Genomic DNA, 24,427 nt, shown 5'->3' on the forward strand with positions numbered 1-24,427 from the left:
GAAAAATCACTCGTTTTTTTATTTTCGTTTAAAAATGTTCTTAACGCCTCTCTTAACAACATCCAATAAACTCAAAGATTTAACCATATGATCAGGATCTACGTAGTTACGGATGGCTCTCAAAACAACTTTTGGTTTCTTTGCTGAAAAAGAATACGTTCCATTTCGTTTTGTTTGAATGGCAAAACGAGGAATCCATTTTCCTTTGAACATCACAGAAGCAATGACATAATCTACTTCCTCCCAAGGAATCTGAACAAACTTACGCGCATCTCTTTCATTGTAAAATTCAAACCCTTTGTCACCAATCATGATTTTCCCATATTCGGTAATTCCTAAATAAGAAGTAGCATTGACTGTTAAATCGACTTTTGTATTGATTGATTGTACCATGCTAATATTTACTCCATTCAAGTTATTCTCTGCTTTATCATAACAAAGCGTTCTTCTCTATCATTATAATTATAGACATTTCTAAAAAATAAAGCAACGCAGAATGAAATCACCAAACTTGTCAATTTTTTGAGAAAAATTCGCTAAAACTATCAAAAAATTCAATAAGTTCTTTTTCTGTTATTACTTGAAAATCTGGTTGCTCAGCACTCAAACTTGCTGTACAGATACATCCATTAAGAAAAACAAATGGATGAAGATAGACTTCCTGAATAACTGTGTCTTTTAGTTCACTATTATTGTAAATCAATTCTGTTGCTGGTGAAGAGTACCAGTCTTCGTTATATAATTTACTGATTGCTTCTTTGGCAGTCCAAAAAACCACTTTTAAAAAATCATCTTTAGTAACTTGAATTTTTTCTTTTTTTGAAAAGGATTCATCTATGATTATCTCGTCAATATTCGATTCTATTTCACAGTCGACGCCGATATTTTCATTTGAAATGCCGACACTCACCAATCCATTTGTATGAGAAATTGAAATCTGACAATCTGTCTCTTGCAAATAAGGCTTGCCATTGACACCTCTACTGATTTCACCTACTATTTTTTTATTTGCTAAACAAAGTAATACATAGGCTAACGCCGACCGGTATTGATCTTCTTTTCTATAAAAATGACAGACATAATCATATCGCATAGGTGCAACGACTCTTACAAAAGTCATTACTTCTTCAAACAACATGGTATTAATTGGAGCAATCAATATGCGTTTCATTTTTCAGAGTCTCCTATAGGAGTAAGTTGAAGAAGCTTTTTGATGATCGAAGCAGTCTCTTCCTCAACAAATAAATAATCATGTCTTGAAAAGACATCGATGATACGATTATTACTAAATAGTTGATCGATTTGTTCATCACTTAAAGGACGTTCTTCAACCATACTCCGTATAAAAATAGTTGGCACTGTCAATGTTTTAGGTTTATAGTGAACTAAATCTTGAAACACCTCATGGTTATTTTTAATTAAGCGTTCTGTTGTAATATTTTTTTGATCTTTATTTTTAAAAATGTGGGTTTCTTCAAAATATTTGCGATAATAGCCAGTTTTTTCTCTTGTTCGTGCCAAATCAATATCTTCTTGGCTTAAATAGAATGGCGAATCTAAAATAATCAACTCAGTAACTTCTTTATGATTTTTATTTTCCATCATTTGATGACAAATTTCACTTGCAACCACACCACCATAGCTCCATCCCATCAGTTTAATCTGACCGATCTTTTTTTCTGGAATAAAGGTTGCAATAAGTTCACTGTAGTACTTGGCAATGTTTTCAATTCCATCAATTCGTTCGTCTGAGGTAAGTAAGTTATGAGGTTCAATGACATAGATAGGAAAATCTGGCGCAATAATTTTTTCAAACAAAGGGCGATAGACATCACTACCTGTATTTCCTGAATGAACAATGAATAGGCCCGGATTATCCTTCATTTCAGCTGTTCTAGGTACAAAGGTATAAATCGATTGAAAATTATTTTCCTTTACTAATAATTTAGCCATATCACTGAGCTTACTTTGTTTATGCAATTCAACAAAGTTCACTTTTTGATTTCTATCTTGTAAAATTTTCACGCCTAATTCCATGATTTGTAAGGAACTAGCACCTAATTTTTTAAAGTCGCTTTCAAAACTAATGTTTTCTTCGTCTATATTTAAAATCTGTGCCCAAGCTGTTGTTAAATATGCTTCGATAGTTGCTTGGTTCGTACTAATGTGACGTTGAATGTCCCTGTCTACTCGTTCTGATAGCTCAGCAAAAAGTTGATTTTCGTCTGTTTTTCCATTGCCGTTAAGTGGTAACGAGTCTATTTGAATCAATCTAGTAGGTATCATCACATCAGATAAATATTGATTCAGTTGCTCAAGTATCAATTGTTCATTCTCACATTTTTCACTAGTAATCCAACAGTAAATACGATTCTTTCTGACGGTTACATAACTTTGTTGGAGCTGAGGAAGAACCTTTTGTAAGGCTTCTTCAATTTCTGCTAAGTCAATTCGTACACCATTTATTTTGTATTGTCGGTCGCGTCTACCAAGATAGTCGATTTCACCTGATGGTAAGATTCGTGCAAAGTCTCCTGTACGGTATCCTCTAACTTTTTCATTATTTGAATTTTCTACAGTTATAAATGTTTTTGAAGTAGCATCTGGATTAAAATAATAGCCTTTTGCAACTTGTGGACCATAAATAAAGAGCTCACCAACCTCTCCTATAGCAAGGGATTCATTCTTTTCCCCTAATATCAATGCGTTCATCCGATAGACTGGCTTACCAATCGTGATTTTTTTATCCGTAGATTTCATTTCTTTAATAGTTGCAGCCCCGCATTCAGTATTCCCATAAACATTGAAAATTTTATATGATACCTTACTTAAATCGATATTAGGGAATCTTTGACCTGAAAAAGTTAATATTCTTAAGCTAGGAATCGTCATGCGCTTAACTATTTGTTCCCCAATCACTGCTGTAGTGTTCATAAATGTAATTGAATGTTTGACTAAGTACGCTTCTAGCATGTTTAAATCATGACGAATCTGCTCATTCACTACATAAAGTGTGGCACCAGAATAAAGTGTCGAAAAAAGTTCAATATAACTGATTGCAAATGAATAAGGTGTATATGCTGCTACTCTATCCTTTATACTAATTTCAAATTCATTTTTTTCCCAAATCACTGTATTCATCACATTTTCTCTAGGAATCTCTACAGCTTTCGGGATTCCTGTAGAACCAGACGTAAAATAAATTGCCCAAGCATTGGTGTTTTTTATTTTATTTTGGTCAATTTTTTGGACATGATAGTTTCCGTTTTTTATAGAAATAATTGCTGTTGCTTGCGCTGTTTCAATCATTTGATTAAGTCGTTCTTTAGGTTGGGTGATATCTTGTGGGATAAAAGTCACAGACATTTTTGTTAATGCCAAGACTATAATCGGAAAGTAAACACCTCTTGTTACCTGAAGTGCGACACATTGATCTTCAAGTTGATATTCTTTTAGTAATCGAATCGTCGCTTCTATTTTTTCTTTCATTTCAAGATAAGTAAACTCATTTTCATCATCAACCAAGGCGATTTGATTGGGTATTGTATCTGCATAATCAAATATTTGTTCTAAAAAATCCTTTGATTCGGCCATCATCTATTTCCTCCTACTCGTTCGATCTTAACAAAAAATAGTTTTGGAGCTGATTTTCCCTGATTAGCTTCCGGCATTCATTATCATTTCTAAAATACGTGGATTTTTCACATCAAATTCTGTTTCAGCAAAATAATAATTGATTTGTGCTACTAGATTAGGTGCATTAGGATCTAGTTGTAGCGCAAAAGCCACTTTCGATTTTTCACTGTCAGAAATCGTATTACTTGCGTTCATCAGCGCGGCAGCAATAAACGCTTCATCTGCATCAACATTATTACTTTTGGCTAACTCTAAAGAATGATTTGTCCTGTCAAATATCTTTTCAAATTCGCAAATAATTTCATTTAGAAAATATTTTTTTCGTATTTCTGGTGTAATTTCGACAGTTTCTTCATTCGTTAGTGTATTCCGGTCTAAAAATGGAAAAGTTTGATTCTGTATATAATATCCGTAGCTTCTTCTCAAAAATGGATGGATCACATATAAATCTGATTGCCATAGCCATTCTAGAAAGTACTTGCAACCTTCGTCTAATGATTGTTCAAGTGCTTTTAATAATCCCGTCAAATATGGTGGTTTGCCATTTCGATCCCAATGTATTTTGTCAGCTATAAAAACGATTTTTACTAATGAAGAAGCCTCATCGATACAAGTCGTATGGTAAAGTATGGCATTCAATATTTCTGGATCTTCAATTTGAAATAAATTTCGAGCAAAAAATTCTCCTTGTTTTGCATGAACAAGCATTGGAACCATTTTTTCTTCTTCAAAAAGCGGAATATGATAAAGCTGGGCTATTTCAACTCGATCACTATCAGGAATAGCTCCCCCTAAATCATGGAGAACACCTGCGATAAAAGCACGTTTAGCATCCACTTCATATTTTTTTGCTAACTCATATGAAACTTTCCCCACGCCAATTGCGTGGAGAAAGTTTTCTGTCACTGGGCTCAAAAAACTTCTTTCTTTCATAGTTATTTTAGCTCCTCAGTCAGTAACCCATATTTTTCATATCTAACTTCCCGTTGAATTTTATTCTCTTCATCAACCAAGACAACGTATGGTTTGGCTTCTTTTGCCTCATTGATTTCTAGCTGACAGTAACTCATAATGATTATTTTATCTCCTACAGATACACATCTTGCTGCTGCACCATTCAAACAAATCATTCCTGAATCTCTTGGTCCTGCAATCACATATGTCTCAAATCTTTCACCATTATCAACATCTGCAATTTGTACTTTTTCATATTCAAAAATATGACTGGCTTCCATCAAGGCTTCATCAATCGTTATACTTCCTACATAATCAAGCTCTGCTTGTGTGACTTTAGCTCGATGGATTTTTCCTTTTAACATTTCAACTAACATTTAATTTTCCTCCTGAAAAATATCTTTTATTTGAATCATTGGCTCTTCAATTATTAAGTGAACGATTCTTTGATAAACAGTTATAAATAATTTTATTTGATCGGGTTGGAACAAATCTTTAGCATAATTGAAATCTAATGTTTGTCCCCAAACAAAGAGTGTTAAGTCGCTAAAAGCATCTTTTTGGGCTTGTTGATTCATTTCTTTTATACCTTCAAATAATTTAGAATGACTCAATGCTTCTCCCTTAAATCCTTGGATTCCAAAATATAGCGTATTTCCACTTAATTGAATATTGTTTTCTTCTAGCATTTGTTCAAGTGGAATATCCTGATTATTTTGTGCTAAGACAACTTTTTCATTTATTTTATTTATAAACTCTATGAATGTTTCGTTCTCTTCTATATGAATTTGCAACAACAACTGATTGACGAATAAACCAATCAAACGATCGACTCCAGCAACATTTCGATTGAGTGTAGGAATGACAATAGCAAGTGTTGATTGCTTAGTGACTTTTGCACACATTAAGTAAAAGATACCTAACAAAATATTGTGCATCGTTAAATCATTTGTTTTAATCAAATGTTGAAGTTTTTCATATTGTTTATCATCAATATAGAAATACTCATCTGCACCAGCTACTTGACGCTTTGGAGAAGTAGCCTTCTCAGATAAATACACGCCTTCAAAGTCCTCCAATTCTTTTTTCCAATAATCTAGCTGTTGTTGTTTCTGATCACTATTTAAGAAATTATACTGACAAATGGAATAATCCTTGTATTGATAAGGCAGTTGTTCCAATTCTTTTTTGTCATAAAATGCTTCAATTTCTTTTAAAAATAGAGAAGTAGACCAGCCATCAAACGCCACGTGATCAATCACACAACAAAATTCCTCATTTGTTATATTTACTTTGATCGGAATTTCCTGGCTTAAATCAAATTCGTGATCAAAGTAACTTTCTACGTCAATTTCATCTGAAGTTACTATTAGTTTTTGCTCATCTACAACTTGGTAGTCTTTATAAATTTTGGTTCTAAGAACTTCATGTCGCTCAACTACTGCCACTACGGCTGCTGCTACTCGTGCTGGAACAATGTTTTCTTTCAATTTAAATCTAATTTTGATATTTCTATAAGAATTTTTGGGTGCTCTTTGATATAGCTGCTGAGCATACGACAATTTTTGCTCTTTGACATCATCAATGTGTTGCTTTGTTACTTCCAGATGATCTTCGCTCGATACCTGAGAGTGCCTGTTTTGATCAATAATTTGTGCAATTTTTTCAATCGTTTTGTTTTTGAATACCTGATTGATTGTTAGTTTATAGCCCAACTTCGCTTTTATTAAACTAATCAATTTAATTACCTTAATTGAATCACCGCCAATGCTAAAGAAACTTTCTAAGATTGAAATGTTTCTTGTTTCAAGTTCTAAAACTTCACAAACGATGTTTAGTACGCTATCTTCCACCAGATTTCTTGGTGCTACGAATTTCACGTGATTATCATAGGTAATGACTGGTAGGGCGTGTCGATCTATTTTTCCATTAATCGTTAAAGGAAATTCTTTTACAAATTGATAACCAGACGGCATCATGTAGTCTGTCAAATGCTTCGCAAGTACATCTTCAATCGTTTTACGTTCGATTTCTTGTTCTCCTTGATAATAAACACCAAGATATTTACTATCTGATTTTCCTAAAGCTAAAGCGAGTACCTGCTTAACACCTGGGACTTTTAACATCGCCGCTTCAATTTCACCCAGTTCTATACGAAATCCCCTTATCTTCACTTGGAAATCATTACGACCAATTAATTCATATTCTTGATTCAATAATCTTCGAACGACATCACCCGTTTTATAGATCCTGGCATATTCTGGTGAATCAGAGGCATTATAAGGATTTTCGATAAAGCTAGCTTTTGTTAAGCTTTCTTGCCCATAATATCCCGCTGAAAGTTGTGGTCCGCCTACATATAATTCTCCGGGTGCGCCATCTGGTAACAATCTCAATTGTTCATCTAAAATATAATGTGCATACTGAGGAAAAGGTGTACCTATATTTGAATAATTGTCTTCTACTTTTTTCATTGACGTCCACACAGTTCCCTCTGTTGGCCCATAAATATTAATCAGGGTGATTGTTTTGAAGCGTTCAGCAAACGAAGCATTCATTTTTTCGCCACCTACTAAAATAGTCGTGAGCGCACTTTCTAAAATCTCTTCATCATTTTCTTGGAACAAATAGCTAATTTTTCCTGGTGTAGATTGTAATGTCGTGACTCGATTATGCTTCATAAACGTAAGGAAATCTTCTGGCTGTCCCGTAAATAAATGAACTGATTTTCCTCGCAAAATTTGACCAAAGACTTCTGTTCCAAAAATGTCGAACACAGGCTCAGCGATGCAACCAAATTCAATATCAGTCGTTCCATTTCTTTCTATCGAAGCAATCATGTTAGCCAAATAGCAAATGAAATTACGATGTTCGACCATTACACCTTTTGGTTTTCCAGTTGTTCCTGAAGTAAAAATAATATAGGCCAAATCTTGTGGCAGAATCTCTACATTAGGATTGCTATCAATTAAAGAGAACTCTTGTTGCATGAATTCTTCAGTAATTGTCAATTTTGCCTCGACTTGCCTTTGAATATAAGCAATTCGTTCACTTGGATAGGACGTGGACATTGGCACATAGACCGCGCCTGCTTTCAAAATGCCTAGCATCGCAATAATTATCTTTTCTGACTTAGGCAACAACAATGGAATCTTGTCACCAACTTTGACGTCATACCTTTTAATTAGTGTGTGCGCTAAACGGTTAGCCTGCTTATTTATTTCGTCAAATAAGTAACTACGCTGATTAAAGTTGATTGCTATATTTTTTGGTGTTTTTAGAACTTGTCTTTCAAAAACTTCAACGATTGTTTTTTGTGGATATTCAGCAAAACCAAATTCTGGTGCTTTTTTAACATAGTTAAAATGTTCTGATCCCTCCATAATTTGCTCAATCAAATAATGCATCAGTTGAAACAGCCGGTCGATCGTATGATCAGTAAATAATTCGGCTGCATATTTTATACGGAAATTCAGTTCCTTTTCTGTCTCATAAACAACAATCGTTAATGGGTAGTCTAGTTTTTCCACACCATTTGTCTTTGTAATACGAAGGCGATCATCCTTGCCATTATCTTTTGGCACTGGATAATTTTCATAAATAAAGAGTGTGTCAAACAATCGATCGCCATTTTTTTGTAATTCAGAGAGATTGACATGCCCATTTGTCATCCCTTCATTATTGATATCCTGAAGTTGGTGTAATTCCTTGATAATGTTTTCTTCAGAATGTTTAAATTGGATAGGCAAGGTTTGGATATAAAGACCTACGCTATTTTCAACACCAGCTATCGGTAAGTTTCTTCCTGCATTCACTACACCAACAGTCGTTTCTTTTATTCCACCATAAACGCTTAATACCTTATGCCAGACATATTGCATCATGATATTAGTTGTTATTTCATGGTTCGTTAAAAAATCATGTAGATTTTCTTGTTCATTTTTCGATAATTTGAACACCTTGTCCTTTGGTTTCTCAATCCGATTGAATGTTTCAAGTTTCGTTTCTCGCATGCCCTCTTTAAATATGCCAGAAAGGTCTGGATGTAACACTTCGTTAAGATATTTTTCCCAATAGGCTTTATCTTCATTGTTATGATCCACTAAATAAGATTGTGCTTCAATGTAAGCTTTGTCTTCTATGATATGGATGGGCTGTCTCTTAGTTAAAGCATGATAGATCGTATGAACCTCATTTAACAATACTGGGTTGGACCAACCATCAAGTATCGCATGATGATTCGTTAAAACACAGACATAATGTGTCGGATTCATTTTTATTAACCTAATCCTAAAAAGATTACCTTCTTGTAAAGAAAAAGGAATCTCTCTTTCTTTTCTAACCACGTCTTCAACTGTTTCGTTTTCCAGATAGTCAAAATCAAGTTGACCTTGTTTGGCAATAACTTGTAAAATCTCACCATATTCCGCATTTAACGATAGACGCAAACTAGGATATTTTTTTTGTGCATAAGACCAAGCTTTCTTGTAATTGGCCACATCGATTTCCTGTTCATATTCGAAAATAAACGAACATATATAGGCATCATCTTTCGTTAAGTTGTTTAAACTTTGATAGACAAAACCTTTTTGTAAGGAATTAGCAGCTAAAACTGTCTCTAGCTCCTGTGTAGCTTGCAGTTTATCCAGATTTTGTTGAGTAGTAACCTCTTGAATATCTTCAACAGTCAAATAGGTTCGACCGATTTGTTCAAGTTCAGAAATAAGCTTCTTAAGTTCTTTTTCATAATCGGAAATAATCTCAGTTAATCCAGTAATAAATCCGCTAAATTCTAATGTCAGTTTTTCTTGAGAGATTGCACTATTGACCGTTAGAACATCATTGAAAGCTACATCTGTAAGCTTCCCTAATTCAGCGGGAATAATGGACCAATCCTTATTTTCCCCTGTATCAATTTGTCCTAGATAATTAAACATGATCGACGGAAGATCTTTTGAATGAATCCCTCTGCTTGCTACATAACTTACACCATGATCTTTTATTTTACGTCCAAATGTTTTTGTTTTAAGCAGATCAACAGAAATCACTTGTGGATATATTGTAGTGAACCAACCTACTGTTCTTTGAATATTCAAATCGTTCATTATCTCTTCACGCCCATGAGATTCTACTTTTACACTCATGCAATCTTTTTGATTTACGTTTTTTAACGTTCGAGCCAAAACCGTCAATAAAAGATCATTCATATTCGTATTGAAAACTTGATTTACCTCGTTTAGCAGCTTTTTCGTCTCACTAGCTTCAATAGTTAGTTTCATGCTGTGGTATTTATCTCCACATCTATATGTTTCAACAGAAAAGTCATCCACTTCAGCAGTATCTTTTTCTGACGCCATCGAACTAACTACTTCGGTCCATTGGCGATAGCTGGTCTGTTTCTTTATCAAACTTTTCCCTTCGTAAAGTTCTTTTAAATCAGAGGCAATGATTTGCCAAGAAACACTATCGATCACTAGATGATGACAAATAATGATCAAGCTCTTTTCTTTTATTGCAAAACGATACAACTTCCCATCTAGTTGAAAACTTTGCTGAATTCTATTAAGTTCATCCGTACTGTTCACAAATGAAACATCCACCGTTGAAATAGGTGAATCATATAGCTGAATACCATCTTTGAACGTTAAGCGCAATGCATCATGATAATTTACCAATTTAACAAGCGCACTTTTCAATTTATCAAGAACTACATTTTCTGGTAATTGAAGAGCAAACGCCTGATTAAAGTGAGAGGAGTGATATTCTTCAAAGAACCATTTTTGGATAGGAAGTAATTTGACTTCCCCTGTTAGCTCTCCTCCTTCAGCTCTGATTTGAACCTCGTCAGCTTCATCAATCAGTAGGGCGATTCCTTTAATTGTTTTAGCGTCAAAAATCTGTTTAATTGAAATTGTTTTATCTAATTTTTGTTTTAGACGATTGCTCAATTGAATGGCTTTGATTGAATCACCACCTAAATTGAAGAAATTATCTAATATACTAATTTTTACTTGCTCGCGACCTAATAATTCAGAAAAAATCGATTGTATTTCTAACTCAGTTTCATTTCTAGGACCTACAAAATCTTCAAGAGCTACATTCGAAGTTGGCAAAGAGCTACGATCTAGTTTTCCGTTGATCGTTAAAGGAAATTTTTTCATGTGTGTATAGATTTTAGGAACCATGTAATCAGGAAGTTTTGCCTTCAGCGCTTCTTTCAAAAAGTCTGGTGAAAGTTCTTTTGGACTCAAATAATAAGCAATCAACTGATCCGTTTTATTTACTACGATTGCTTGTTGGATACCATCTATTTCTGTCAGTTGTTTCTCTATTTCACTAAGTTCGATTCTCAAACCATGAATTTTTACCTGAAAATCATTTCGACCTAAATAATCGATTTCTCCTTGATTATTAACTCGGACAAGATCACCTGTGCGATAAATCCTTCCAACTTTTGGATGGTCGAAGAATTTCTCATTCGTTAGTTCTGCTTGATTTAAATAACCTCGTGCTAATTGAACACCACCAATAGCTAATTCACCAATTGCACCTGCTGGCAATAGTTGATTATTTATTCCTAGCACGTAACAATTTGTATTAGCTACAGGTTCTCCTATAAGAATCTTATTGATATTGACAGGATTACAATCATAGGCTGTGACGTCAATACTTGCTTCTGTCGGCCCATATAAGTTGTATAAATTTGCGTTTGGAATCATTTTTTTAAATCGCTGTACACTTGCTAAACTTAACGCCTCACCAGAGCAAAAAACATATTTTAGTGAAGACATATCAACTTGATCAGACACAACACTGTAAGTTTCTACAGTATCTAAGAAAGCATCCAGCATACTAGGAACAAAGTGAACGACAGTAATCTGTTTGCTTTTAATCTCATTTGCAAGATACAGTGGATCCTTATGTCCATTTTCTTTTGCAAAAACAATTCTTGCACCTGTCAAAACTGCCCAAATTTGTTCCCAAACAGATACGTCAAAAACATAATTCGTCTTTTGATAAATCTTATCTTCTTTATCGATTGGATAAGTTTCATTCATCCATTGAATTCGGTTGCTCAATCCTGCATGTTCAATCATTACGCCTTTCGGTTTACCTGTCGTTCCTGAGGTGAAAATGATATAAGCTAACTCATTGAGTGTTGGCCTCATTTTTATCGAAGATTGATTCCCAGCAAAAAAGCCCGCAAACGACTGAGTTACCACTAATTTACAATTTAATTGTTTAAGAATATAGTTTTTTCTTTCTTCAGGAAATTCAGGAGAAATTGGGACATAAGCACAGCCCGCCTTTAATACTCCCCAAATAGCAATTGCCATTTTTTCATTCCGCTCTAGAATTAGTGGTACCTTATCCCCACGCTTGACCCCATTATCCAATAAATAATTTGCGAATTGATTCGTCAATAAATCGAACTCTTCATAAGTAATCTTTTTATCTTGATATTCAATTGCAATTGCTTTTGGTGTTCTGATAACTTGATCGGCAAAAAGATCAACAACAGTCTTTTGAGGATACTCTTTTTTCACTCCTAGTGAAGTTTTTTCTGGTAAAGTTATAGTCGCTACTTTTACGATGTCATTTTCGATTACTTGTTCAATCAAAGCGATATAACTATCAAGCATAGATTGGATCGTATCTTCACAATAGATATCTGTGCAATAATTAAAGTTGATAAACCCATTTTCTACTAACACAGACAAATCATATTTGGCAGTTTCTATCTTTAATCCTTCATTACAATTCATAAACAAATCATTTTTTATTAAGTTAACTGGAGCAAAATTTTGGACACTAAATAGAACTTGAAAAATCGGATTTCTCGAAGTATCTTGTGCAACATTCAACATTTTTACAATCTGTTCAAAAGGAATATCTTGATTATTTTGCAGCTCCACGACTGCTTCGTTATTTTGTAAAAATAGTTCACTTAGACTAAGATCATTTGTCATTTTTGTCCTGATAGGTAATGTGTTGATGAAGAAACCAATCAAATCTTCAGTACCTTCGATGTGTCGATTAGCAAAAGGAGTTCCTACGACTACTTCTTGTTGATAACTATATTGAGAAAGTACAATATCCAATAAAGTCAACATAACTGTATAAAGACTTACTCCATATTTTTTAGCTATATCTTCTAGCGAGTTTTGCCATTCTGCCTTGAATACAGTTTTGACATCCGCCCCTTTATATGAGAATTCTTTTGGTCGTTTAAAGTCAGCTGGTAAATTCAATGGCTCATAGGATGACAAATATTCCTTCCAGTATTCCTTTTGTTTATCTAGTTGTTTCTCTGTTAAATTATCTCTTTGCCAATGAGCATAATCCTTATATTGATTTTGTAATGAGGGTAATTCATTGTCATGATATAAATCATTTAACTCTTTTAATAAGATTTCTGTAGACCAACCATCAAAAGCAATATGATGGATACTAATCATCAGCTGATCATGGTAAATATTTACTCTTATTGGTATTTCTTTTTCTAAGTCGAATCGTTGTTCCACAAACTCTTTGGCATCAATTTTTTGATGTAAGATTTTAAGCTTTTCTGGTTGGATCACTTGATAGCCATCAATAATCAAAGTGCGTAACACTTCATGTCTTTCAACTATCTTTATCAAAACCTCTTCTATTTTCTTCCTTGATACATGTGGTCTTAAAGTTAAGATAATAGGAACATTGTAAGCACTACTACCTTCTTCAAATTGATCGATAAACCACAATCGTTCTTGTGCAAAAGATAATTCAATTTTTTCTGTTGCTTTTACCTGATAATTCTGAAGTTGTTTTTTTCTTGGTTCCATTTTTGCCATTGAAAAAATAGTTTTTGCTTGTAGGATTTGTTTGACTTGTAGATTTATTTTATTTGATAATTTCAACGCTAGGATTGAATTACCACCTAGTTTATAAAAATCATCCCTGATAGAAACTTTTTCTCTATTCAATAACTCACAAACGGCATTAGCTATTTCAATTTCTCTTGGAGTTTTAGGAGAAACAAATTCTTGTTGATCAAAAATAGGATCAGGTAATTGCTTTGTATCTACTTTTCCATTGATAGTTAATGGAATCGTTTCTAATTTTATATATTTATTTGGCACCATATAGTCTGGTAAAACATTTTCTAAGGAAGAAGCAAATTCGCCCGTATAATAAACGATGATATTAGATTCTTTAACAACGGCTACACATTGTTTAACAGATGCTATTTCTAACATACGAGACTCTATCTCTTGCAACTCAATTCGATAACCACGTAATTTAACTTGAAAATCATTTCGTCCAATATAAACAAAGTCTCCAGTTGGTAGCTGTTTAACTAGATCTCCAGTCTTGTATAGTTTTCCTTTTTCTGGATGTAAAATAAAAGCTTGCTTTGTTCTTTCATCGTCCTTAAAATAGCCTCTCGCTAAACCATCTCCTCCAATATAAAGTTCTCCTATAGCATTATATGGAAGTTGTCTTAAGTTTTCATCAAGTACCCATGCGGTAACATTTTTTAAAGATTGCCCAATATTTCGATTATCCATCCCTTGCTCATAGAATTTTATCGTTGCACAGATGGTTGTTTCAGTTGGGCCGTAAGCATTGACTATTGTTGTCCCATTTTTATCATAAGCTTCATAGATTTCTTTTGGTGTCGTTTCGCCTGCAACAATCAATGTTTTTAGGTCTAATAGATCCTCTCCATTTAAGATAGCAGGTGGTAATGTAGCTAAGTCAATTTCATTTACAGTGACAAAATTTTTCAGATTTTGATAATCGGTTCTAATTTCTTGATCCAGTAGATAAGTTGTAGCTCCGGCTAATAATGTGTAAAACAATTCAAAGACAGATGCATCAAACACAAAATTTGAAAAATGGACAGCTTTCGTTTCTTTCGTAATTTCGTATAATTCGATCTGATTACAAATAGTATTGATGACATTTCGATGCTCGATCATTACGCCTTTAGGAAGCCCTGTTGTACCAGAAGTAAATATGATGTAAGCAAGGTTCCTATTCGTTAACTGAAGATCTGGATTTTCCACATTATGAGAAGAAACTGTAAATTCATCTGTGATGATCAATGGTGCATTTGTTTTTTCAACAATATAATCGATCCGTTCTTGAGGATATTCTGTGCTTAATGGCACATAACAAGCACCTGCTTTTAAAATACCTAGTATGGCAATCACATACTTTTCAGATCGTTCCATCAGGATCGGTATACAAGTTTCTGGCTTTATTCCATGCTTCTCAATCAATGTATGCGCAAATTGATTGGCGTTTCGATTAAGCTCCGCATAAGTTAATTGTTTATCTTTATATACAATTGCTAGGCCATTTGAATTTGTTTCCACCTGCTTTTCAAATAACTGGTGAATCAACTTATGTGGATATTCTTTTTCCACTTTTTTCGCACTATTTTCCGTTAACGTAAGTTCAGCAATTAATTGGTCAGGCTCATCAACGATTTCTTGTAGAATTCGTTCATACGTTTTGGCAATATCTGCGATTGTTTCTTGTTTAAATAAACTTGTAGCATACGTAAAATCGATTGCGTTATCTCTATGCATCATTGAAAAATCAAATTTAGTACTATCCAAATCTAATGCTTCATTGATTTCACGATACACATCTTTATAGGACAATACATCAGAGACATCTTGAAAACCAAACATAATTTGAAAAATTGGATTTTTTGATAAATCTGCTGTAATATTCAGCTCATTTACTATACTTTCAAATGGTAGATCTTGATATTTTTGTGCATTAATTACTTGTTCGCTATTCAAGTGAATGAACTCATTAATTTTCAATTCAGGATCTACCTTTGCATTCAAAGCTAATGTATTCACGAAAAAGCCAATCAAATCTTCTGTTCCTTTGATATGGCGGTTAGCAATTGGCGTGCCAACGACTACATTTTTTTGATTACTATAAATTGAGAGCAAGATCATAAATGCACTTAAAGTGACAGAAAATAAACTTGTATTTTCTCTTTGGGCGAGCTCTTTTAGTTTAATAATTAATTCCTCATTCAACATATATGTGTATTCTTTTCCTCGATAGTCAAATTCTCGAGGTCGAGAAAAATCTGTAGGGAAATCTAATTCTTCATAGTCTGCCAACTGCTTGACCCAATACTCTTTTTGCTCTTTTAGTGCATCGTTCGTTTGTACTTTCCTTTGCCAATTTGCGAAATCTTTGTATTGTAAGTTCATTTCTGGTAGTTTTTCACCACGATATAACTTAGCTATCTCATCTAATAACAAATTTGTAGACCAACCATCAAAAGCAATATGATGAATATTAAAGGTCAAGACATTCTGATATATATTCACTCGTATTGGTATTTCTCGAGTCAAGTCAAACTTATAAGCAAAATATTCCTTATTTTTAATCGGTTGGTGCGTAATTTCAACTTCCGTGTGAAGCACTTTTTGATGGAAATCAACAATCACTGTTCTCAAGATTTCATGACGTTGAACTACTTCTTGAATAGCTGATTCTAGCTTTTGTAAATTGATCTTTGGATTTAAAGTAGTAACTATTGGTATATTATAAGCTTGTGTTCCTTCTTCTAACTGATCGATATAAAAAAGTCGTTCCTGAGCATAAGATAACTCTTGCGCTTCTTCATTAGGAAAATCTTGTTTCTCAATTTTTAAGTTTTTAACTGTTAGCTTCGCAAGGTTGCGAATCGTCTTATGCTCAAAGATTTCTTTTACAGGTAAATCAATTAGATTTGCTAATGAAATAGCCGCAATAGAATTTCCGCCCATTCTGAAAAAGTCGGTGCATACCGAAGCTCTTGGTATAGCTAACACTTCACAAAATGCTTGAGCAATTTCCACTTCTCTATCTGTATTTGGTTCAACATATTCTTCTTCGAACTGTGGCGCTGGTAGCTTGCTAATGTCTATTTTTCCATTAATGGTTAAAGGTAGATCAGAAATTCGGATATACGCTACTGGAACCATATAATCTGGAAGCTTTTGACTAACTTTTCTTCTCAATCGCATGGTGTCCAATACTTCATCGGCAGTATAGTAAGCAATCAAATTTTCTTTGTTGACTACTATTGCAACTTGCTTGATCTTTTTAATCGTCTTTAATTGTTTTTCAATTTCTGGCAACTCAATTCTGAATCCCCGAATCTTGATTTGTTGGTCTTTTCGACCGTAGTATTGATACGATCCATCTTCCAATTGACGAACAAGATCTCCAGTGTTATATAAAATTCCTGTTCCAAAAGGGTTCATGATATACCGTTGGCTTGTTTCTTCTAATTGATTAAGGTAGCCTCTAGTTACTTGATTCCCCCCTATATAGAGATTACCTACAGCTCCTGCCGGAAGTAAGTTTTGATCATCATCTAACACATAAGGTTTTACTCCACCAATCGGCTTCCCAATAGAAAGGTCCTTCGTATCATTATTTACAAAACTTAGAACAGTCGTTTCCGTTGGCCCATAACAATTATTTATTTGTATGCCTGTTTTGGCATATTTTTCAATCACCTCTAAGGTAATGGACTCACCACCACAATGAATAACTTTCATACTTGGAACTAAATTAAGATCGATCTTTCCAGCTAACGATGGTGTCATACCGATTGCCTCTACATGATAATGATTTAAGGTTTTAATAAAACGATCAATATCATAAATTAGATCTGTATCAAGCATCACGACACTTTCGCCCATCGTAAATGGACGTATCAAATCATGGATAGATGCATCAAACACATATTCAAAGAAGGCGCCATTAATCCTCCCTGTTTTCATTCCTGAATGTTCCATTTTTGGAACTTCTACCACAAAATTACTTAAATTCCCATGTTCGACCATTACGCCTTTAGGCTTTCCAGTAGTTCCAGAGGTAAAAATGATATAAGCTAAATCATTTGCATTTATGCTTTGATTTGGACGAGCTGTATTATTAGGAAAGTCTTGATACATAAATTGATCATCAATGATGAAGCTTGATTTACAGGTTTCCACAATGTAATCAATACGCTCCTGTGGATATTTTGGACTAATTGGAACATAAGCAGCTCCTGTTTTTAAAACAGCTAAAATAGCAATAATCATTTTTTCAGATCGTTGAAGCAATAAAGGAATTTTTTGTTCCGAACAGGCGTGATACTCACTGAGCAAGTAGTTCGCTACTCGGTTCACTTCATTATCTAATTCTAGATAGGTCAATGATTTGTTCTCAAACTGCAGTGCAATGCTTTCCGGATGGATGTCGACTTGTTCTTCTATCAAATGAATGACATTTGGTTTAGACGAAAATTGGGTATGTTGAATTAGTTTTTCTTGCTCTTCTTTGGAAACAAGAGACAAATCTTTTAACCGTTTATTTTCAGAATGCAAGTACGATCCTAATAATCTGAAAAATTGCTTACCTAATTTAGCAATTGTGTTTTTTTTGAAAAGAGAAGTGTCATAATTCAGGTATAAAGACATCGTTGAGTCATGATCTTCTACTTCAAACGTCAAATGAAATTTTGACGCTGAAGTTTTATACTCATTTCTTTTGGCTTCACCAGCGAAATACTCTTGAGAATTTCTTTGTTGATAAACATACATACAATCAAAAAATGGATTTCTTCCATCAGTTGCTACATTTAGATCCTTTGCAATTTGTTCAAACTGATAGTTTTGATTTGAAACTGCAGATAGAATATTTTCATTCATTCTTTTTAGAAATTCAACTGTACTTTGATTCTGATCGATTGTTACTCTGATTGGCAGCGTATTAACAAACATCCCTAACATTTGTTCAGTTTTCTCATGCACTCTACCATTAGCAACTGTGCCGAGGACAAAGTCATTTGAATAGTAGATTTTAGATAGTAAATAACTAATCATCGAAAATAGAACAACATATTCACTCACTTTATTCTCTTTCGAAAATGTTCTTAATTCACGCAATAATATTTCATCAAAAACAAACAATTCTGTTTGCCCAACGGATAACAAATCTTTTTGATAATGATAATCGGTTGCCAACTCTAATCTTTGATACCCATCTAAATAATTTTTCCACCACTTAGCTTCATCAGAAACCTCTAGTTGATTAAACCAATTGCTGTAATCTTTATAATGGTATGCAGGAGTTGAAAGATGTTTATTTTCATAAGCTTTTGATAATTCGCTATAAAAAATGTCTTCACTAGTTCCGTCAGTAATAATGTGATGCTTATCTATAAATAAAGAATCATGACTGTCTCCTCTTAGCAAGCGGATGCGCATCGTATGACCTTTTTCTAAATCAAAAGGTGTGACTAACGACTCGAAATGTGAGGTAAAAGGTATGAGCTTAAAATCTACTATTCCTTCAGGCATTATCTCCTGCATATATTTTCCATCTTTTGTGAAAAAACGTGTTCTTAATGTTTCATGTTTGCTCACAACCAAAGAAAACGCTTTCTTTAATCTGTTAACGTCTACATGCCCGTCAAAATCTAGAATCGTTTGTTCATTATATTTCGTTTGTCTTTTATCTAGTTGATAGAATACAAACATTCTTCTTTGCGCGGGGCTCATCAAAGTTTCTGTCACATTTATGGCTACGAGTGGCAATTCTTTCACTGACTTTTCATTACTCATAATAGCTGCTAATTCTTGGATGCTTTCAGTACTCAAAATCAATTTTGTAGTTATTTTTTTATTGGTTTTTTCCATTACCTGATTCGATAATTTGATTGCTTGCAATGAAGTGCCACCAAGCTCGAAAAAGTTATCTCGTACACTCACTTTTTCTATTTTCAATAATTTTTCAATTAGATCCACTAGTATTTTTTCATCGTAACTGGCAGGTGCTACAAATTTTTTTCTGCCAAGATTTACTTCTGGTAATTTTTTTCTATCTAATTTTCCATTGTCATTCAAAGGTAGCTTCTCAAGCCAAATGTACATATGGGGTTGCATATACTCAGGTACACCCATATTAACGACTTTTTTTATTTGCTGTTCATTGATTCGATGGTCACTTACATAATAAGCAAGGATAAACTGGTCCTTATAACCTATTACTACCGAATTGCTGATACCTTCTACTTTGTTGATCTGAGCCTCGATTTCCCCTGGCTCAGTTCTAATCCCATTAATGTTTAATTGGAAATCATTTCTCCCTACAAATTCATACTCATTGTCAGGCAATCTTTTCACTAAATCACCAGTTTTACATAATCTTCCTTTACCAAACGGATTTGTTACAAAATGTTTTTTGGTTTCTTCATCTAAGTTTAAATATCCTTTGGCTAATTGATCTCCTACCACACAAATTTCACCGATTTCACCGATCTCTACTTCATGAAATGAATCATCTAATACATAAGTAGTCATATTAGTTAACGTAGAACCAATGTTATTGATATCTTTTAGTGAATTAATAACTTTTGCAGTTACAGAATGAAATTCTGATTGTCCATATACATTAATAAGTTTCACATTGTTTGTTTTCGCATTTTTGACAAGATTTGGTGACAATTTTTCTCCTGCCACAGCGACAGTTTTTAAATGAGATAACTTTGAAAAATCTAAACTGTCTGCAAGTGACGGCGTGCTTTGAAAATAATTGATTCTTTTTTCGTCAATATATTGTGAAAATTTATTAATATCTTCTAGACAATCTGGTTCAGAGATAATTAGTTTGTGTCCGTTAAATAGGGCTGTATAGATTTGTGTTGTTGCAACTGAAAAAACATAATTAACCAAAAACAGCATATTAAGTGGAGCAACTGTATCTATAGCTAAAAATTCAGTGTATGCCCTAATATGATTTAACACACTTTTATGTGTATGAACTACCCCTTTTGGATTTCCCGTCGTTCCAGAAGTATACACCAAGTATGCTCGTTCGTTTTCAGGTATTGTGATGTCTAGATTAGTTGGATGGTATTCAAATTTTTGGCTCATAAATTCGTCGTCAATAAGCAGTTTTGCCTTTGTTTGTTTTCGTACAAAATCAATTCGTGTTTCTGGATATTGCTTGGATAAGCCAGTATACGCTGCACCCGCTTTCAAAACTGCGAGCATAGCAATAACGATTTTCTCGTTTCGTTCCAACAATAAAGGAATAATGTCGCCGACTTTGATTTTTTCTTCAGTTACTAAGTAATGGGCTACAGTATTCGCTTTTTCATTTAACTCTTGATAACTCAATGACTCATCCTTAAATTCAACAGCTATGGCATTGGGACTTTTTACAACTTGTTTTTCAAACATTTTGACTAAATTATCAGTCATAATAACGCTACCTCCCTAAAAAAAATAGTCTGAAGCTCAAAATGAGCTCAGACTATCTGATTCTTTTTTTACATCAATCCGATTAAGTGGAAGACAATACCAACCACGAATAATCCAAGGATAATGATGATAGGTGATACTTTTTTCTTAAGTAACCACATACAGAACAATGTTAAACATAGAGCAGCAAGACCAGGGATCAAGCTATCTAAGTTGTCTTGTAATGTAGTAACTTTAGAAGAAGTTAAAGATAAACCTGCTGCTTGTTGTTCCAAAGCAGATTTAATTCCTTCAGCACCAGCAGGTAATTTGTCCCACTCGATGTATGCACCTTTATCAAGTTTTACAGTTGAAACTGTAGGTGCAAAGCTGATTGATACCCAGCGGTTAACTAACGAACCTAAGATAAACATACCTAAGATTGAAGCACCTTTAGTGATATCTTGTAGTAATCCACCAGATAAATCTTCAGTGATTTTTGAACCAGCTTTGTAGCCAAATTCTTGTGTATACCACATGAAAGCCATACGAATAATATTCCAACCTAGGAAGTAAATGATTGGTCCTAAGATGTTACCACTCATTGCAAGAGAAGCTGCTAATGCACCAAGAATTGGTTTTACTGTGAACCAGAAAACTGGATCTCCGATACCAGCTAAAGGTCCCATCATACCAACTTTAACCCCTTGAATTGTTACATCATCAACAGGTGCGCCATTTGCACGTTCTTCTTCAAGTGCCAATGTAACCCCTAAAATTGGTGAAGCTACATATGGGTGTGTATTAAAGAACTCTAAATGACGTTCTAATGCAGCTGCACGGTCTTCTTTTGTTTTATATAATTTTTTGATTGCTGGAATCATTGAGAAAGCCCAGCCACCATTTTGCATACGTTCGTAGTTCCATGATCCTTGGATGAAAGTTGAACGCCACCAAACAGAAATACGATCTTTTTTCGATAATTGAATTCTTTCTTCTGCCATTTTCGTGTACGCCTCCTTTAGTAGTTATCTATGATATCGCCTAGTGGGTCACCAGTATTCGAGCTACCACCATTACCTGAGCCGCCACCTTGTTTAGATAGGGCTAAGTAGATAAGAGCAAGAGCTACACCGATTGCACCAAGTCCGATAAGAGTGATTTCAGAAACAGTTGCTAATACGAAACCAATTGCGAAGAATGGCCATACTTCTTTTGTAGCCATCATGTTGATAACCATTGCATAACCAACAGCTACAACCATACCACCACCGATTGCTAATCCATCTGTCAACCAAACTGGCATAGATTCAAGTAACCCTTTCACAGGTCCTTCACCGATTGCCAAGATCAAAGCAGCTGGAATTGCAATACGTACACCTTGCATACAAATTGCAATGATGTGCCATAATTCAACTTTTCTGAAGTTACCTTCTTTCGCAGCAGCATCCATCAAGTGAACGAAAGCTGTTGCGATTGTACGACAGATGATTGTTAATAATAGACCAGCAACAGCTAGAGGTACAGCGATCGCGATAGCTGAAGAAACTCCAGCTCTTCCTTGACCACCTAATACTAAAATAATTGCAGATGCAACAGATGCTAAAGCAGCATCGGGAGCTACAGCAGCGCCGATATTTGCCCAACCAAGAGCGATCATTTGTAAAGTACCACCTAAAATAAGGCAAGGTATTAAGTTCCCAGTAACTAAGCCGATTAACGTACATGCGATTACTGGTTGATGGAAATGAAATTCATCAAGAATTCCTTCCATACCAGCTAAAAATGCTACGATAACGACTAATATCATTTGAATAAAGTTTAATTCCATGATGTTAAGCCTCCATTTTTCTCTGATAGTTAAAACTATGTTTGTTTATTATTTTTTGTTTAATTCTTCTTGTGCTTTTTTCAAAATTTCATCCATATTTCCTTTTGAATCATTTGGTACTTTACGTACATCAAATTTGACGCCAGCGTCTTCAAGTTTACGGAAAGTATCAATGTCAGCTTGACTGAATGCCAAGACTTTATTTGGTTGCACTTTACCTGGTGAATGAGCCATAGAACCAACGTTAACTGTTTCTAATGGTACGCCACCTTCAACCGCTCTTAACACATCTTGAGGGTTTTCGAATAAAAGTAAAGCACGTTGTCCACCAAAGTGTTGGTCATCTTTAGCTAGCTTGATCATTTGTTCAATTGGAACAACATGTGCTTTTACACCTGGAGGAGCAGCTTGTTGAATCAATTTTTTACGAAGTTCATCTTTAGCTACTGCATCAGAAACAACAATAATACGAGTTGGATTTGTTGTTTTTGTCCAAGCTGTCGCAACTTGCCCATGAAGCAAACGTGAATCGATACGAGCTAAAACATAGCTGAATTTACCTGGAGTTCCAGATACAGATTGTTGTACTTCAGCTTTTGGTGCTTCTTCTGGTTCTAACTCTTCTGGTTTAACCTTCACACCTTCTTTTGCAGTTTCAATGATATGTGCTGCAATTTCTTGCGCAGATTCCATTGAAAAACGAGAAGCATATGCTTCAATTAACATTGGCAAGTTCAAACCACTGACGATTGCCCATTTGTCTTTGTGTTCTTCAAACAAAGTATTTGCTTGATTGAATGGAGTACCACCCCATAAATCAACTAAGAATAATACTTCGTCTTGATTGTCAAAAGAAGCAATTGCCTCTTCTAACTTGGCTCTCAAGTCATCTGGACCTTCGCTTGGTTTCAAAATAACTGCTTTAACGTTTTCTTGTTCGCCAAAGATCATTGAACCAGACTGTAAGATTCCTTCAGCAAACTGTCCGTGACTTGCTAGGATAATTCCTACCATACTTATACCTCCTATTTCTTTTTGTTGTAACAAAAATCAAAATTAAAAATAATTGCTAACCATTACAACAGATTGTTTGACCGACCACAACATCCAACTATGCCTTTTTTGCTTTTGCTAGTAGCTCCCTTAAAAGAACCTTTCTGTCTGCAGGTACTTTGCGAATCTCTAATTCCACTTTTTGACTATCCAAATAGTTAAAAGCTTCTATATCGCGTTGGTTTACTGAAACAAAATTAGTAATCATTGTTTTGCCATCAGTAAAACTCATGCCGCCAATATTTAGTGAATTCAGTTGCACACCACAGCGGACAATTGCTTCTACATCTTGAGGGTTTGTGAATAACAGCATGACTTTCGCATTTGCTAATAATCCACTTTGATAAACTTGGATCATCTTTTGAACAGTTATCACGTTCGCATGAATTCCTGGTGGTGCTGCTTCTTTTAACAGAAACTTTCTCAAATCGTCTTTTGCCACCATATCGCTGACTACAATGATTCGTTCAACACCAGTCGATTTTGACCAAGCCGTCGCAACTTGTCCGTGGATTAAACGATCATCTATACGCGCTAATCGAATATCCATCTTCAAAACTCCTTTTTTCAAACTACTTCACAGAAACCCCTATCATTTCTGTGAAAGCAACCAATTCCTAGCACACTTATATAAAAGCAAGAAGCGTGCCAACTTTTAAGTGATACACTACTGGTTCTTTAAGCTTTTTTAAACAATACACAAAAAGGA

General features: G+C 34.4%; 10 protein-coding genes. All 10 read right to left on the minus strand.

Annotated features, from left to right (window positions below; all coding sequences use genetic code 11):
• Positions 1-18 precede the first annotated feature (18 nt).
• The 10 genes from DOK81_RS07995 to DOK81_RS08040 all read right to left on the minus strand — a co-directional run bounded on the left by DOK81_RS07995 (position 19) and on the right by DOK81_RS08040 (position 24,268).
• Positions 19-393: a DUF956 family protein gene (locus DOK81_RS07995; RefSeq protein ID WP_206909914.1), complete on the minus strand. Its 375-nt coding sequence runs from the start codon at positions 391-393 to the stop codon at positions 19-21.
• Between the two features lie 121 nt (positions 394-514).
• Positions 515-1,171: a hypothetical protein gene (locus DOK81_RS08000; RefSeq protein ID WP_206909915.1), complete on the minus strand. Its 657-nt coding sequence runs from the start codon at positions 1,169-1,171 to the stop codon at positions 515-517.
• Positions 1,168-3,594 (minus strand): AMP-binding protein, encoded by a 2,427-nt coding sequence (locus DOK81_RS08005; protein ID WP_206909916.1) that lies wholly within the window; start codon positions 3,592-3,594, stop codon positions 1,168-1,170. The genes DOK81_RS08000 and DOK81_RS08005 overlap by 4 nt, the downstream gene beginning before the upstream one ends.
• 63 nt (positions 3,595-3,657) lie before the next feature.
• On the minus strand, positions 3,658-4,569 hold the full coding sequence (gene yqeK / locus DOK81_RS08010) for a bis(5'-nucleosyl)-tetraphosphatase (symmetrical) YqeK (protein WP_206909917.1): 912 nt from the start codon (positions 4,567-4,569) through the stop codon (positions 3,658-3,660).
• Positions 4,570-4,571: 2 nt separating this feature from the next.
• The gene (panD, locus tag DOK81_RS08015) at positions 4,572-4,967 is read right to left on the minus strand and encodes an aspartate 1-decarboxylase (RefSeq protein WP_206909918.1); all 396 of its coding nucleotides are present in this window, start codon (positions 4,965-4,967) and stop codon (positions 4,572-4,574) included.
• Positions 4,968-20,855: a non-ribosomal peptide synthetase gene (locus tag DOK81_RS08020; protein ID WP_206909919.1), complete on the minus strand. Its 15,888-nt coding sequence runs from the start codon at positions 20,853-20,855 to the stop codon at positions 4,968-4,970. It abuts the gene before it with no gap.
• Positions 20,856-20,923: 68 nt separating this feature from the next.
• Positions 20,924-21,838, minus strand: coding sequence for a PTS system mannose/fructose/sorbose family transporter subunit IID (locus DOK81_RS08025; protein ID WP_067480490.1), 915 nt, complete (start codon positions 21,836-21,838; stop codon positions 20,924-20,926).
• A 17-nt stretch (positions 21,839-21,855) separates the two neighbouring features.
• Positions 21,856-22,665 (minus strand): PTS mannose/fructose/sorbose transporter subunit IIC, encoded by an 810-nt coding sequence (locus DOK81_RS08030; RefSeq protein WP_206909920.1) that lies wholly within the window; start codon positions 22,663-22,665, stop codon positions 21,856-21,858.
• A gap of 48 nt (positions 22,666-22,713) precedes the next feature.
• Positions 22,714-23,679, minus strand: a complete 966-nt coding sequence (locus DOK81_RS08035; protein WP_206909922.1) for a mannose/fructose/sorbose PTS transporter subunit IIA — start codon at positions 23,677-23,679, stop codon at positions 22,714-22,716.
• Positions 23,680-23,776: 97 nt separating this feature from the next.
• Positions 23,777-24,268 carry a mannose/fructose/sorbose PTS transporter subunit IIB gene (locus tag DOK81_RS08040; protein ID WP_206909924.1) on the minus strand — a complete coding sequence of 164 codons (492 nt, stop codon included), beginning with the start codon at positions 24,266-24,268 and terminating at the stop codon, positions 23,777-23,779.
• Positions 24,269-24,427: the final 159 nt, after the last annotated feature.

It is taken from the genome of Enterococcus sp. DIV0660C (genome assembly GCF_017316125.1).
Taxonomy (GTDB): Bacteria; Bacillota; Bacilli; order Lactobacillales; family Enterococcaceae; genus Enterococcus_B.

Bases quoted from the DNA above. Each gene is read 5' to 3' on its own strand.
- DOK81_RS07995 (WP_206909914.1), bottom strand. From the start codon at position 393: ATGGTACAATCAATCAATACAAAAGTCGATTTAACAGTCAATGCTACT.
- DOK81_RS08035 (WP_206909922.1), bottom strand. From the start codon at position 23,679: ATGGTAGGAATTATCCTAGCAAGTCACGGACAGTTTGCTGAAGGAATC.
- DOK81_RS08005 (WP_206909916.1), bottom strand. From the start codon at position 3,594: ATGGCCGAATCAAAGGATTTTTTAGAACAAATATTTGATTATGCAGAT.
- DOK81_RS08000 (WP_206909915.1), bottom strand. From the start codon at position 1,171: ATGAAACGCATATTGATTGCTCCAATTAATACCATGTTGTTTGAAGAA.
- DOK81_RS08025 (WP_067480490.1), bottom strand. From the start codon at position 21,838: ATGGCAGAAGAAAGAATTCAATTATCGAAAAAAGATCGTATTTCTGTT.
- yqeK (WP_206909917.1), bottom strand. From the start codon at position 4,569: ATGAAAGAAAGAAGTTTTTTGAGCCCAGTGACAGAAAACTTTCTCCAC.
- DOK81_RS08020 (WP_206909919.1), bottom strand. From the start codon at position 20,855: ATGACTGATAATTTAGTCAAAATGTTTGAAAAACAAGTTGTAAAAAGT.
- panD (WP_206909918.1), bottom strand. From the start codon at position 4,967: ATGTTAGTTGAAATGTTAAAAGGAAAAATCCATCGAGCTAAAGTCACA.
- DOK81_RS08030 (WP_206909920.1), bottom strand. From the start codon at position 22,665: ATGGAATTAAACTTTATTCAAATGATATTAGTCGTTATCGTAGCATTT.
- DOK81_RS08040 (WP_206909924.1), bottom strand. From the start codon at position 24,268: ATGGATATTCGATTAGCGCGTATAGATGATCGTTTAATCCACGGACAA.